General features: G+C 51.7%; 13 protein-coding genes. 5 read left to right on the forward strand and 8 right to left on the reverse strand.

From position 1 onward, the window contains the following. Positions 1–246: 246 nt before the first annotated feature. Positions 247–1,131 carry an Rpn family recombination-promoting nuclease/putative transposase gene (locus JW881_10495; protein ID MBN1697931.1) on the reverse strand — a complete coding sequence of 295 codons (885 nt, stop codon included), beginning with the start codon at positions 1,129–1,131 and terminating at the stop codon, positions 247–249. Positions 1,132–1,452: 321 nt separating this feature from the next. After that, a complete protein-coding gene (locus JW881_10500; GenBank protein MBN1697932.1) occupies positions 1,453–1,986 on the reverse strand; it encodes a hypothetical protein in 534 nt (177 codons plus the stop codon). Between the two features lie 169 nt (positions 1,987–2,155). On the opposite strand from JW881_10500, the gene JW881_10505 reads away from it, so the two are divergent. After that, a complete protein-coding gene (locus JW881_10505) occupies positions 2,156–2,614 on the forward strand; it encodes a hypothetical protein (protein MBN1697933.1) in 459 nt (152 codons plus the stop codon). A gap of 10 nt (positions 2,615–2,624) precedes the next feature. On the opposite strand, the gene JW881_10510 is transcribed toward JW881_10505, so the two are convergent. Next, positions 2,625–4,040: an NAD(P)/FAD-dependent oxidoreductase gene (locus JW881_10510; protein ID MBN1697934.1), complete on the reverse strand. Its 1,416-nt coding sequence runs from the start codon at positions 4,038–4,040 to the stop codon at positions 2,625–2,627. 69 nt (positions 4,041–4,109) lie between these two features. Beyond that, a complete protein-coding gene (locus JW881_10515; protein MBN1697935.1) occupies positions 4,110–4,526 on the reverse strand; it encodes a response regulator in 417 nt (138 codons plus the stop codon). Between the two features lie 241 nt (positions 4,527–4,767). On the opposite strand from JW881_10515, the gene JW881_10520 reads away from it, so the two are divergent. After that, complete coding sequence (locus JW881_10520) at positions 4,768–5,613, forward strand: cyclic nucleotide-binding domain-containing protein (GenBank protein ID MBN1697936.1); 846 nt, start codon at positions 4,768–4,770, stop codon at positions 5,611–5,613. Positions 5,614–5,688: 75 nt separating this feature from the next. After that, positions 5,689–6,054, forward strand: coding sequence for an Hpt domain-containing protein (locus JW881_10525; protein MBN1697937.1), 366 nt, complete (start codon positions 5,689–5,691; stop codon positions 6,052–6,054). Positions 6,055–6,057: 3 nt separating this feature from the next. Here the strand turns inward: JW881_10525 and JW881_10530 are convergent, their stop codons facing one another. The 4 genes from JW881_10530 to JW881_10545 all read right to left on the reverse strand — a co-directional run bounded on the left by JW881_10530 (position 6,058) and on the right by JW881_10545 (position 9,257). After that, on the reverse strand, positions 6,058–7,179 hold the full coding sequence (locus tag JW881_10530) for a PilZ domain-containing protein (protein ID MBN1697938.1): 1,122 nt from the start codon (positions 7,177–7,179) through the stop codon (positions 6,058–6,060). 96 nt (positions 7,180–7,275) lie between these two features. Beyond that, positions 7,276–8,118 carry a hypothetical protein gene (locus JW881_10535; protein ID MBN1697939.1) on the reverse strand — a complete coding sequence of 281 codons (843 nt, stop codon included), beginning with the start codon at positions 8,116–8,118 and terminating at the stop codon, positions 7,276–7,278. Between the two features lie 18 nt (positions 8,119–8,136). Continuing rightward, entirely contained in the window at positions 8,137–8,616 is a 480-nt protein-coding gene (locus JW881_10540; GenBank protein MBN1697940.1) for a hypothetical protein, read from the reverse strand. An 89-nt stretch (positions 8,617–8,705) separates the two neighbouring features. Then, a complete protein-coding gene (locus JW881_10545) occupies positions 8,706–9,257 on the reverse strand; it encodes a hypothetical protein (GenBank protein MBN1697941.1) in 552 nt (183 codons plus the stop codon). A gap of 389 nt (positions 9,258–9,646) precedes the next feature. On the opposite strand from JW881_10545, the gene JW881_10550 reads away from it, so the two are divergent. Both JW881_10550 and JW881_10555 read left to right on the forward strand, forming a co-directional pair. Beyond that, positions 9,647–12,991, forward strand: a complete 3,345-nt coding sequence (locus JW881_10550) for a hypothetical protein (protein ID MBN1697942.1) — start codon at positions 9,647–9,649, stop codon at positions 12,989–12,991. A gap of 176 nt (positions 12,992–13,167) precedes the next feature. Next, the gene (locus JW881_10555; GenBank protein MBN1697943.1) at positions 13,168–14,316 is read left to right on the forward strand and encodes a hypothetical protein; all 1,149 of its coding nucleotides are present in this window, start codon (positions 13,168–13,170) and stop codon (positions 14,314–14,316) included. Positions 14,317–14,323: the final 7 nt, after the last annotated feature.

Consider the following 14,323-nt stretch of genomic DNA (forward strand, 5'->3'; position numbering starts at 1 on the left):
TGAGCGACCACGTCCGACCGAACGAAAAGTGCATCCCCCCGCGTCGCAGCGGGTGTCGGGTTGGGCTTCTAAAGGAAAAAGGAAAACGAGGAGAAACGGCAGTATACAAATTGTTTTATTAACCATTCACTTTTATTTCTTACCGGTCCCGGTACACGTATTTAATTTAAATATATCTAATAGCGATTTAATTAAGAAAGCGTTACCTGTTTTAAAGCGCCGCTTTATCAACAGACAGGTAACAGACTACATTCCTTCTATCTCTTCCCGCTTGAGACCCGTCACTTCCATGATCGTTTCAACCGGAATGCCCGTTTTCAGCATTTTTTTGGCCGTTTTCCTGATTCCCTTCTCCATTCCCTTCTCCATTCCCTTCTCCATTCCCTTCTCCATTCCCTTCTCCATCCCTTCTTTCATACCATCTTCTCTCGCGTCTTCTATTCCGGAAATATAATCCTTCCGCCACTTCAATCTCGATTCGTATGCGTCCCTCATTGCGTCGTCCTCAGTAAATCTCCCGTACTCCTCATGGGCCTTCTCGAGGTCCATGTCTTCATGTATCAGTATCTTCATCCTTTCATCCTCCTTTCCCTCGTTTCTTAAAAAATACAGCCACCGTTCAAATTTACTCTTTACCTCCATGTTTTTCAACTTCGGCAGCTCGATAAAATGAAGTATTATATGGTCGGTCAGCACATATTCAGGGTCACGTTTTTCCCTCAGCAGAAAACAGCTGTGGAGGTAGTCGATTTCCTTGAACAGCAAAAAATCGAGTATGTTGATGCATATCGTGGGGCGTAACTTCTTGTACCGCTCGCTTTCTTCAAGCTGGGAGGAATAAAGCCGCGCCCAGTAATACAGGCTTCTCGAAATAAAGCTCACATCTCCCGTCGACTGGACTTCTATATTGTACTGCCTTCCTTCCTCATCCACCGCCTTGATGTCGAGGACCGTTTCCTTGTCGACGGCAAAGGTTTTCCTGTTGAACGGATTCCGTATCTCACAGTCCTTTATCGGTTTGAACTCAGCATCCTGAAGCACCGTATTTATAAAGGAAAGAAGCAGGTCCTTGTTCCGCTCCCTGCCCCAGAGGTAATGGATGAATATGTCCGACGAGGCTTTTATATGCATGACCTGGTTAAATTATAGCATATGAAGGCGGGATTGGACAAGATATATTTAAAAACCGATTTCTCTGTGTGCTTTGTGAGCTCTGTGTGAGACCATTAAAAAAGAATATTGTTTCTCACGGAGCTCGCAAAGTACACAGAGGAAGAAAAGTTAATTTTTAGGTTTTAATAATAAAAATTGATTTTAATTTCTTCCTTCGCGGCCTTCGTGCCCCGGGTTTCCTGAAACCCTTCGTGTTAAAACAATATTCCACATTTATATCTCAAGCCGTCACTTTTTTATACTTGAATCACAACTCACGGATTTCACAAAACCCTTCCCTCACACCGAATCGGTGAGGGTGAAGGTGACCGTGACCGTGGCCCCGGATTCCGTTTCGAGCAGCGAAACGTCGATAATGTTGAAGGAATAGACGAGGGTCACCCCATTGACGCCGGTCCCCGTGTGGCAGCCGCCGATGTTCGTGATAATGGTGCGCGCCGTATCCGAAAGGGTGATTTCTCCGGCCGTGCTTCCGCACCCTGCGGGGATATCCGCCGCTTCGAGTGACAGCGACGTGCCGGGGGGCGCTGAGTCTGCGGGGTCCCAGTTCGCTGTTACCGTCCTCGTGTGCCCGTAAGTGACAAGGGAAGAATACTGGAGCAGTTTGAATGAATCGGTGTCCCCGGTGACGGTGAGACCCGGCATTGCGGGATCGGTGATCGAGAGTGTGATGGTTGATGCATTATTGAAACCGATACTGCAAATCTCGGAAATCGTGACGCCTGCGGTGACCGTGTCTTCCGGCGCGAAAAGAGACAACACACCGCAGACAAAGAGCGCCGCTATGATGAAAAACCCTTTCAGAACCCTCATGGCAGTATCCTTATTATCGGTGCATCAGAAAAACACTGTCGGAGATCGTCCATCCCCTGTTGATAATATAGTTTATCACACCCGAAAAATCAACATTTCTTTTAAGAACATCTGAATTTGAAATTTTTATACTTTTATAGTATATTTAAGCAGGTAAGCGGAGTATCATATGAAACAATTCCTTATTGTTGCGTTGTTCATGGTTATTCTTGCAGGAACCGTCTTTTCGAGCGGCATCATGGCCTTCGGGGACTGGCAGGAGACGGTGGACGAATCCGACCTGACCGGCGGCGCGGGAAGCGATGTAACGGATACCTATGAAAGCGCTTCGAATCAAACATCCATACTGATTACGGGCATGAACAACAAAAACTGGCAGGTTACCGTGGATAGAACAGATACGAGCTGGTACACGGATCTGGTCATCGAAGCGAGAAGAACGGACAGTTCATCCGAGGTAAGCGGCGGCACGACCTATCAGATAATCACGACCTCTCCCGCGGTGTTCTTTACCGGCCGCAACAATAAACTGGGAATCTCCATACAATACCGTCTCGGGGGGGTCAATCTCTCGATCCCCGCCGACACCTCCTCCGCCACCATTACCTACACACTCACCGGTACGTGACGATGTTTCACTAATAAAACTCCTCTTTCTCTCCCTTTCTAAAGGTGCGGTAATGGGAGAAAAGCCGGTTGGTTTCATCCACCCATCGTGAAAAAGCTTCCTTATTATATATTTCCGGGTAGCGCTTGTAGATATTCATCGCCTTTTTTGAATCGTTCAGGGCCTGAAAAAACCGCATGCCCACGGCAAAGAGGTTGAAATGGCCGAACAATTTCCCGAGGTCTTCGAGAATCTGGGGAAGGTCGAGTTCGATGGTTTTCGATGAGAAGGTATTGACGAAATCCTCGTTCTTGAGCAGTCCGGCCTTGAATATCTCGTCGATCTCTTCGAACGAGAGTGATTGAAGAAAGCGCCTGATGATATCGTAGCTTGCGAGCAGGGCCCCGCGCTTTCCGTGATATTTGGCGTTATAGTCCCAGAGTTCCGGAAGCGAGACGTCCTCCCTGTTAAAAGCCTCCGTAATGACACGGGCCGCGACATCCGCGGCGTGCATGGAGGCGGCCACCCCGCTTCCCATGGTGGGGATTACCTGGCAGGCGGCATCCCCGATGCAGAGAAAGCCGTTGCCGGCCATGTTGTCGATCGCCCGCCTCAAAGGAATGAATTGTCCCCCGCCGTATACCCTTCTGCCGAAATACGGATGTTCCGCGATAAAACGTTCACAGAGCGCTTTCGCGTTTTCACCCGAGGAGTCGATCGAAGTGCCGAAGACGAGGCTCGCGGTCTTGTTTTTCCTGAGATGGATAACCTCGTAGGCATGATATTTCCCTATTTTCGTGTAAAGCATCCCCGGACGGATATCGAGGTGCTTTTCGAGTTCCGAACACTGTCCCCCGTTTACTTCGCGAACCTCCTGCCAGGCCATGGCGTAATCCTGTTTCCTCAATTTGCGCTTGATCATGAATGAATCCGGCGTCTGCCGTCTCAGAATCGCGACAATGCCGGTCGCGTCGACCAAAAGACGGGCTTTGAGTGAAAAATCCTTTCTTCCGACAAGCGCCTTTCTGGTTCCCCGAATTCCGACGATTGCGTTTTCCTCTATCAGGGCGCCATTTACCATATGACGGTCCCGCAATGAAACACCGGCACCGCGCGCGAAATCCAGTAGATACTGATTAATGTTCCTGTGTCTGAAAAAAATCCCGTCATCCTGACTCGAGGGGACTTCGATATGGTTTTTGATATCGCCTGAGTAATACCTGCTGACGTCGGGGCTTTCTTCGCGCAGCGAATCGTCCGGCAGTTTCAGTCCGATACGTCCGAATACCGGTATTTCGATCGCAACTTCCCACGGATAACCGGTATCGCGATCCGCTTTTCTTTCGAGCATGCAGACCGAAAGGCCCGCTTCCGCGCACTTTTTGGCGAGGGTGGCGCCGGCACATCCGGCGCCGGCAATGATACAATCAAAATCGGTTTTCCGCATCGTGTTTCCTGAAAACGAATCCGCACTGAACAATTCCCTGCTGTAAAGAGAACACCGGAAGCTTCCGGTCTAGTACAGTCCGAGGTTCCTCATTTTTTTGGTGACGGTTTCAGCCTCAAGCGGTTTCACGATAAAGTCCTCTGCCCCGCATTCCCTGATTTTCTCGATTTCGACCGGCATGCCGGATGTACTCAAAAGGATAACCGGAATGGTGTTCAGGTCACGGTCTTCATGGAGCCTTCGAACAAGCTCGAAACCGTCGAGACCGCGCAGGCGCGTATCGAGAAAAATCACCTCCGGTCTCGGCGAGGTGTGCGGATTATGATACTGATTCTTGCGCCACAGGTAATCGCATGCGGTCGTGCCGTTTTCCGCCACTTTTATCGTACAACCGCACCCCGCCTCTTTGAAAGCATCGAGCGTAAGTTCGAGATGGTCGGGATTGTCTTCGACCAGTAAAACCGTACCATATTGTTTTCTTTTCATGTCGTTCCCCTCCCAGGGTTTTCACGTTTGACGCGAGATTTGTTATGTATTGTAGTTCAGGGGAATTTTTTTTTCCAATCATTTTTATATATTTTTAAAAAAATGTGCCGGAAAAATATCAAAAATCTCATGATTTGTGGGAGATTATTCATTCAATTTCCGTATGTATTTTTATCAGGGCAAAGTGGTATTATCTCTTTACATTAACCGATAAAAAACACTATACTACCTGTAGAGTATTATGAAAGAGAATTTAACGGGACTTGAACTCGGCGAAATTGTCACATTTGAATCCAAGGAAAAGATATTCACCCGGGGAGAAAAAAAACTCTTGAAACCCGTTTATTATATCATGGCGGGTCTCGTCAAGATCGAATACAATCTTCCGAGCGGTATTCATTTCAAATATTATCTTCAACCCAACAATCTGTTCGGCATGGAAGAAGCCATTTGTAAAATTCCCCGGATTGCCGACGCCTCCGCTATGGAAGTCACCAAATTATACCGGTGGGAAACGCCCCATTTTTACCAGGCCACGGAAAACTCACACAGGCTTGCCATTACCTGTATCAGAAATCTTTCCAGGCTTATCCGTATTCTGAATTCGGAATACGGTGAAAAACTGGAAGAAATCAAGCGCCGGACCGGAAATATGGAAAACAACAAGGAAGACGATATTCCGGAATTGAATCTCAAGGATGCCGCAGGGTCCAACCTTTCAAAATATCCCCGCTTCAGAAAGATCTTCGCCGACAAACAGATTCTCATCAAGGAAGGGGAGATTCTCGATCAGCTTTTCTGGATACTGAGGGGAGAAGTCTATATCGCCAAAAAGATGGGAAGGAAATACAAGGTACTCGCGAAAGTCGGGAAAGGCGAGCTTCTCGGGGAAATGAGTTTCTTCGACAAGTCTCTCACCTCCGCCACCGTGATAGCCGACGGTGAAGTCGAAGCCCTCGTATTTTCGCGGCAGAATTTCAAGGAAATTTTTTTTACCAATCCAAAATGGATAAAACAGTTGTTTTATTCCCTCTCGAAGCGGGTTATCGTCATGGTTCAGAAACTCTCGATTGACGTAAAATCGTGATCAAGCCGTACCCGCTTCATCGGGCTTTTTCTAACCGGATCAGCATACACTCGATGCAAGGGTGCCGCAAAAACCATGAAAGAGAGGTCACGTCATATGCTTTTGGACAGGGAAGGAAACCTGAGAAGGATCAAGGGGGATATCGGTTTCCTTCGTGAATTGTATGCGGCGTATCTTTCCGAGATTCCCTTAAAACTGAAGGAATTAACAGACGCGCTCGCACGGCTCGATTACGGACATATCTCCTATGTTTCTCATTCCTTTGCCGGTGCGTCCGCATCTATCGGCGCGGAATCGTGCAAAGAATGTGCCGAGAAAATCGAACGACTTTCATTCACGGAAAACGCGGGGGAAATAAAAGCGGCAATTGAAGAACTCGAAGAGATTCTCGATACGCTGAAACCCGTTTTGGAAAAAGAATGCGGCATCACATCCGGATGACACTCAACCGGCGATCCGTTTGATCCGGTAGCGATGTTTCGAATTCGTCGAGGTGAACCGCACACCGATCCCGGTATTGATCACGATCCCTTTCGCGTTGTATTTCTTCTCCAGGCGGACGACACTCGCGCTGCCCACCTCGTACACCTTTTCACCGTACTTGACTGCGAGTTCTATCTCGTCGCCGATCGAAAACAGCGAGATATCGTCAATCATGATCAGCATTCCCCCCACGGAAATATCGTGGCTCGCGAACTCGAGTTCCTTGTAGGCGCCGCTGGGAAGCCTGATTTTGACGAGAACGGGAATGTGAAGCTGTTTTCTTGAAGACGCCCTGTTGTCGACCTTCGGAAGCGACCCTTTTTGCATGAACTCTTCGGGAAACTCTTCCACCGCCGTATCGATACGAGGCAGGATGAATTTTTTATAGATGAAGTAAAAACTGATTATCGCACACCCCACCAGAATGAGGATGATAAAAAACAGACCCGACGCCGCCAGGAAGCCCCCCTCCGTTTTCTTTTTTCCGGCCTCATCCGGTTCAAAGGTATCCGTTTCCGAATAGAAATTGATCGTCCGCCCGCCGGGAAAATCTTTCACCTTTTCAAACTGCATATCGTCGAAATAAGCGAGCCCCGTCACGAGGTGGCCGTAAAATCCCAACCGCGCGGCCACGGCAAGCTCCCGCTGCCCTTCCGCTGTCTTTCCGTATACCTGGAGGTACTGCCAGCCGCCGTTCGTTTCAAAAACGGTCTCCGAGGTTTCCTTGACTCCCAGCACCGTGATGTTCGCCCCGGCGCGGCCCTCCCCCCCCACGTCTTTCACATTGACCCAGCAGGACAGCCGGTAAAGGGTATCCGGTTCCACATCCAGCCACTGGATCACTTTGGAATCGTTCGGAAGGAGGTTCGCGATCGCCATCGACCGCTTCCCCTCGTAGGTTACCTCTTCACTCGTATAAAACCGGACCGCATCGTCGGTGTGTTGGTAGGCCTCGAACGTCCATTGCGCTACATACCCCGCCCGTTCGATCTCGAATCCCCCGTTTTTGATAAGATTCGTTTCCGCTGAAAGCCGGACGATTGAAAGCAGAAGAAGGATTCCTGCAGCCGTCATTCTCTTCATTACGATACTTCCTTTATTATTGTCATTATAGTATATCTATCGTCAGATTCTTCAAATAATTCATACAGGATAAAGAAAAGCCGGTAAAAGAACCGGTTACTTTATTACCAGGTTGAGGTTCATCCCGAAAATATCGTCATCCCCGCAGTCGGCGATCACGAGCGCCTTGTACGTTTCCGAAGGCATATCGGTAAAATATATCGTGTACCTTCCGGACAACCCCGGATATATCCGCTTTTTGGTCGCGGTAAACTTGCCGACGAACACCCCCTTCGAGTCGTACAACTCGACCCAGACATCCGGTTTTACCCAGAGGGTGCCCGTATTTTCGATATCGACCTGGAGGACCTTTTCACTCTCCTTTTTGACGAACCTGGGATTGAGAAACGATATGTTCTTTTCCCCCGTTCCCTGTATATGGGTGACGAGCTGAATCCCGTAACGTAATATCTGCTGTACCCCGAAGCTGACGATTGCGTCCCCGGCCGCGCTCGATTCCGGCGAACTTTCGGAAATCGGTTCCACCATGACGATCGACCAGTACGTCCCGTTCAGGGTGGCGTCGTCGGGAACATTGACCGTATAGTAGACCGGTATTGTCTGATTCGGGGGGATCGTCACCCGCTGGGGGCTGACGGTAATCCATGAGGCATTCGAACGGGAGAGTTTTCCCGCCTCGCCGTAATTGACCTTGCCGTCTGCGAAAAACTCGTAATCGGTTTTATAAATCTTTATCTCCTGCGGTTTGTCGCCCTTGTTGAGGACCTCGATCATCCCCTTGTACGAGATGCCCGCCGGGGTTTCCTTTTCATGGGTAAGTCCCCCGTCGATGATGATGTTACCGTAAAGTTCCGGTACGACGGTAAGAAATACCATGACAAAAAAGACCATGAATCGCAGCCGCTTTGCCCGGCTGAACGCTGTGATCGTCTGTTTCATTGTTCCTCCCGTCTTGCATTAATTGTCGACACCCGTATAGGTGATTGTCGAGGTATAGGTGGTCGCGGCCAGGTCGGGCACGGTCACCCCGTCTATCCTGTATTTGATATAGACATCATTACGGGCATCGCTTCCCGTAAAAAAGGTCGCAACGGAATCGGTTATCTCGATATAACTTGTTCCCCCTGAAATAGTACCCGAACCCGAACCGTCCGTGGTCCTCATCACACAGATACTGAGGTTGGCGTTCCAGGAACCCGTCGTTCGTTCCATGTCGATCCTGTAGTTGTTTTTGGGATTGATCATTGAAAAATAGTATTGCGTGTCGGTGGTGTAATAAGAGTCCGTCACGTCGGTTCCCGCGGTGACCGTGTCGATGGTGACGGTCCAGGTCGCGGTATTGCCCAGCTTGATGTTCGTTTTCGCCTCGCAGATTAAAAGCTCTCCCAAAAAGAAGAGAATGATGAAAAGTGTCAATCGAATCCGCCGTCTATGCATGACTTCCCGCCGGTCACTCTTCCGGCTATTCAGTTTTATTATAAAAAGGGGACAAAAATGTCCCCTTTTTATGGAAATCGGCACGCGATTTATTGATCGACCATGGTATAGGTTACTGTTACGGTCTTTCCGGCATCCGTCACCAGTGAAGCGGCATCCTCCACATTCAACGAATACGTCAATTCCGCGCCATTTGTCGTCAGAATCCCCGTATAACAGCTTCCGATGTCCGTGATCAGGTCCCCGCTGTAGAGGGTCGAGTCGTCCGCGAGGGTCAACTCCGCCTCCTCCGATCCCTTGCTGCCCGCACCGCCCGCCTGTATGACGGCAACGACGGTGAGTTCGGTCCCGGCCGGGGCAAAATTTCCCCCGGAAGTGGCAGCGGCCGTGATCTTGTGATACGTTCCCGAATCGACAAGCGACGTGTAGTGCAGGTCCTGGCTCGAATCCGGTGTCGCATCGGTTACCTGCTCACCGGGCGTCGCCGCGTTGATGGTCAGCGTAACGTCCGATCCATCGGAAAGCACTACTTCGAACACTTCAGCGACGATCATGGTCACGTCATGGGCATCGTTGTCTGCGCCGAAACTCAGGGTCGCGACAAGTGACATTATTAAAACAAGAATTGATAGTCTCCGCATAATTCCTCCTTCGTCCACACGGAACAATCCAACGCCGTTCGTGGCTTCTCTCTCTGCTTTTGTGGTCGTACTTGATGTAATTCGACTTCAATCCTCACGTGCCACTATAAATATAATCATTAGGGATGAAAAATTCAAATTTTACCGCCCGGTTACATCAAAAATCCTTGCGATTATTGCAATGTAACCCGCCATGCATACACTTTATAGAGTGGAATGTGCCCCGCGAACAGGAAACCGGGCGTTCCCGATTATCGAAAACGGCGGATTAATTTGACTTTTTACCATTGTATGTATAAATTTATATATACCTGCCAAAAAGAAATGAATTGCAATTTATTATTATATTTCGATAAAAACAAGCTGAAGCGGAGAGAGACGATAGGTGGATGATGGCAAATGACCGTCCCCGGCCGGCTGCGGGGCTGCTTTTTTTTTTACTGCTTCTCTTTTTTCCCTTCCCCTCTCAGGCGGAAGAAGAAAATACCGGTATTCTCGCCTACACGGGGAAAACCCCGATCGCGGTCACACCGGCCAACAAGATCACCCTCACCTATCTCGTGACAAACACGGGTGATTCGCCGAGGACGGTCCGGTCCAAACCCGACATCCCCGATGGGTGGCGGATCGTCATCCCGGACCGCCCCTTCTCCCTCGAACCGGGAGAGACCTCCCTCCGCCTCGTTCCCCTCTACATTCCGGGAAGGGTCAGGGCGGGCCGTTACGCGGTCTCCTACACGGTATGGGACGAGGCGGATCCCACCTTTTACATGGGGACCATGGTGACCGTCGACGTCCTTCCGGAAACGATCATCGGTCTTAAAATCATCGAAAGCCCCGAATACGCGATCGCCGGCGAACCCTACCGGACGCAAGCCCTTCTCACCAATGACGGCAATGTGAGTGCGGATATCAACATCCGGATACGGAGCAGGGCCCCGATACCCTACACGATATCGCCGGCAATCGACGGCAATGTCCTCACCGTCCCGGAATGGGAAGCAATACCCCTCGACATCACCTTTTCCCCGGATAAAAAACTTCCATATACGGAACACGCCTTTGAAATCATCGTCACCCCCCCCGATGGGGCCGGGGGCGGATCCGAAGCCGCCTTCACGCCGGTCACCGAACGCATCACCGTGGATGTCATCCCCAGAAAAAGCGGGGGAGACGACATCCTCTTCACCTACCCCTTCAGGCTCGATGTGACCGGAACCGGCCATTATCACGAAACCCTGGACGGAAGCTCGCAGGTAAAGCTTTCGGGCAACGGGTATCTCGATGAAGACGGCAGCCACCGGCTTTCGGTCGAATTGCAGAAAAAGATCGATTCGTACAACAATATCGTCTTTCATCCCCAGGACAGCTACACCGTCAGGTACCGGACAGACTATTACGATTTTCTCATCGGCGACCACACCTATTCACTGAGTCCCCTCCTCGAATATTCCCGGTACGGACGCGGGGTGCATGCAAAGGGGAATATCGGGCCGTTCCGCATCGGTTCATACTACCACGCAAGCCCTTCCGCGGACTCGGGGACCGACCATTATATCGGGGGATACGCCGGGTACCGGCTTTTCGGCAGCGGGCCGGAATCGTTCCCCGTCTACAGTGTCGACCTCAACCTCCTGGGCAGGTTGGACGACGACTTTCTTTTCGGGGCGTACCAGGAATGGAATCCCCTCCCGTCCGTGAACATGACACTCGACGCGGCCGGGGGAAGCGAGGCCGGCGGGGCTTTGGCCCCAGCGTTTCAGCTGACCTCGAGCGGGGATTTCAGGTGGTGGACCTACAGCGTCACCGGCCTCTATGCCGATCCGCATTTTCCCGGCTACTACCGGGACATGTACATGATTTCGGGAGCCATGTCGTTCAGGCTGCTCGGGAACAGCCTTTACCTGAAAGGTCTTTACCGACTCGATCAGCGGAACCTTCTCGAGGACCCGTCCCTCGTGACCGCCCCCCTCTCGCAGTCATTCCAGATCGGGGGGACCTATTACTTCGCGCCCAAAGGCCCCTCGCTCAACACGTCATGGATCCTCAACAACAGGGTCGATCTCATGTCCGACCCCGACTTCGACAGACTGGAAAACATTCTCTCCTTCACCTACTCGCACCCCTTTTTCGACACCCTCAGATGGTACAGCACGGTCGAACTCGGTTATCGCGTCGATACGGTCCTCGACTCGGAACGCTTTTCCCACAAATACATCACCAATGTAAATTACAGGATCACCCGAAATCTTTCATTCTGGGGCTCGCTTTTCTATGAAGGAAAACTCGACTCCCTCTATCCCGATTTGCACACGTTCGGCGTCAGCGCAAGCGGGGGCTACACCCTCGGGGACGCCGTCATCTCGCTCAAGGCGAACAACAACTACGGCTTTACCGAAACCGGCCTTTCATATATCGGTCTTATCCTCAACGGGGGCTTCGTCGCCGCCTTTGAAAACTCGCACCGCATGTCCGTCGATACCTCCTACCAGATATTCGACGGCATGGATACCTTCGATTACAATTTCACCCTCTCGCTTCTCTACAGCATTCCCTTTGAAATACCGGTCGGGCGAAAGAAAGACGCGGGACGGGTGAAGGGGATCTTCATCGACAGCAGAACGGGAAAACCCCTGAAAGACATCATCGTCAGGCTGGGGAAAAAGGCCGTTATCACCGATGCGTCGGGGACGTTCTCCTTCGCGCCGCTTTCGGAAGGCACCTATTACCTCGACTGCAATCTTCTCCGGCTCGGAACCAACCTCATCCCGACCGAACAGGTCCCGATCGAAGCCATTGTCGAGAAGGGAAAAGACACCTCACTCACTATCTACATCACCGAAGGGGGAAGTATTTCCGGCAGGGTGCTGCTGTACGGCTTCAAGCAAAAGGGGTTGAAGGAGACGGACGAAGCGTCCGCTTCACCCGAATACACGGAGGCCGGGGGCATGCAGCACGCTATCCTTCAGTTGAGTGACGGCAATCTCGTCAAACGGCGGGTAACGGACAGGGAAGGAAACTTTTCGTTCGAGGAGATCATCCCGGGCAGGTGGACCCTGCATCTCATTATTCCCCGTCTTCCCGATTACTATTATATCGAAGAACAGAGTTTCACCTTCGACTTCGTTCCCGGCCGGAAACAGGAAATCGTGTTCCGCGTCCTTCCCCAGAAGCGGACCGTCCGGCTTATCGAGGAAAAAAGCATGACCCTCGAAATGATCACCATGGATGAAGAGACCGATGAAACGCGGCCGGAAGCGACGCCGCTTCCGGCAGACGTCACGGAAACGACACCACAGCCGAAGCCCGTCCCGGAAGATTCACCTGAGACAACCCCCGGCCCCACACCGGGGGCGACCCCTGTTCCGACCCCGGAACAAACCGCGGAAATCACCCCCGTTCCGGCCCCGGAACAAACCCCGGAACCTGCCGCTTCTCCCGCCCCCTCATCCGCTCCGGAGGCGACACCGGTCGCGACCGCGGTTCCCTTTGAAACGCCGGTACCGGCGACGACCCCCGAACCTTCGGGTCCGCCGACCGAACCAGTAAAAACAGCACTACCGACCCCGACACAGACACCGCGCCCGGCACAGACGCCGGAACCCTCCTCTCCGTCCCCGCTGCCGTACGACATACCCGAACCCTCACCCACGATAAAGCCCGACGACATACCCGAACCCTCACCCACGATAAAGCCGGATGAAATTCCGCCGCCGCGCCGGACAAGGGGGTAAGAAGAGAGACGATATAGAAATAGCATTTTCCAAATACTTGCATCAAAACACCGGGACCGGCAGACTCCTCACCCCCCCCGACCGCCCCTAATCGGACCATACGGACAGGCTACTGGACTTTTTCACCCGCCTGTGGTATAAAACTACCGGTACCCGGTCATGAAAGGGGAACGACGATGAAAAAAACGACAATCATCTTTATGGGAATAACAGCGGCCGTCTTCACGATTCTTGCCGCCTGCGGGGACGGTGACGGAAAACAAAAGAACAATGCCGCAGGGAGGTCGGAACCCGGCGAAGAGAGGATCTGCTGGGAAGCGGTCGGTAAAACGGGATTCAGCAGCGGAACGGCCGATTCGATATCACTTGATGTCGAAAACGGTATTCCGTATGTCACATTCAATGACAGCGGCCCCGGCAGCAATTTCAGTGCCATGCGGTTCAAAAACGGTGTATGGCACCGCATTGGAGACACCGGCGGCATCACCGCGGCAACGGAAAATCCTTCCTTGTATGTCTCCGAGGGCATCCCCTACATCGCGTTTCAGGATACCGCAAGGGAAAACAGGTTGTCCGTTGCTTCATGCGACGCCGATAAATGGCAGGTCGTCGGAGAAAGGGGAATTTCGGCAGGTCCCGCCGAAATTCCCGTGATCGCCGTCGACCGGGGCGTCATCTACGTCGCGTTCAGGGACAGCTCGGACAACTCGGTCGGCGTTACCGTATTCGCCTGGAATGACGGCTCATGGTCGCGTTTAGGCCGAAAACAATTTTCCGGCGGCCTTGTCTACGAAATTTCACTCGCCGTCGATAACGGTGTCCCCTATGTGTCGTTCATCGACTACCTTGCAGGAAACAGGGCATCGGTCATGAAATATAACGGAACATCCTGGGAATATTGCGGCGGCAGGGGAATGACCGAACATCCCGCCCTCTATACCGCTTTTACCGTAAAAGACGGTACCGCCTACCTCGCGTTTCAGGACACGGAAAACTCGGGCAAGGGAATATGTATAATCTATAAAAACGATGCGTGGGAAGTGGTGGGCGGCGAACCGTTTTCACCCGGACTCGCCAATTTCGTGTCCATCTCCGTCAGGGAAACGGTCCCCTACATCGCTTTCAGCGACGAACGCCGCCTTTACAAAGCGACGGTGGTGAAATTCGAAAACAATGACTGGGTGACGGTGGGAAGCCCCGCTTTTTCTGATTCCGCGATCGGCTATCTCCGCTGTGCCGCGGATGATGGGGCGGTCTATGCCGCATACAGCGACGGCATGCAGCAGGGTAAAATCACGGTCATGAAATGCTCAGGCGGCTTTTGATGCCGGA

It is taken from the genome of Spirochaetales bacterium (assembly GCA_016930085.1).
Classification (GTDB): domain Bacteria; phylum Spirochaetota; class Spirochaetia; order SZUA-6; family JAFGRV01; genus JAFGHO01.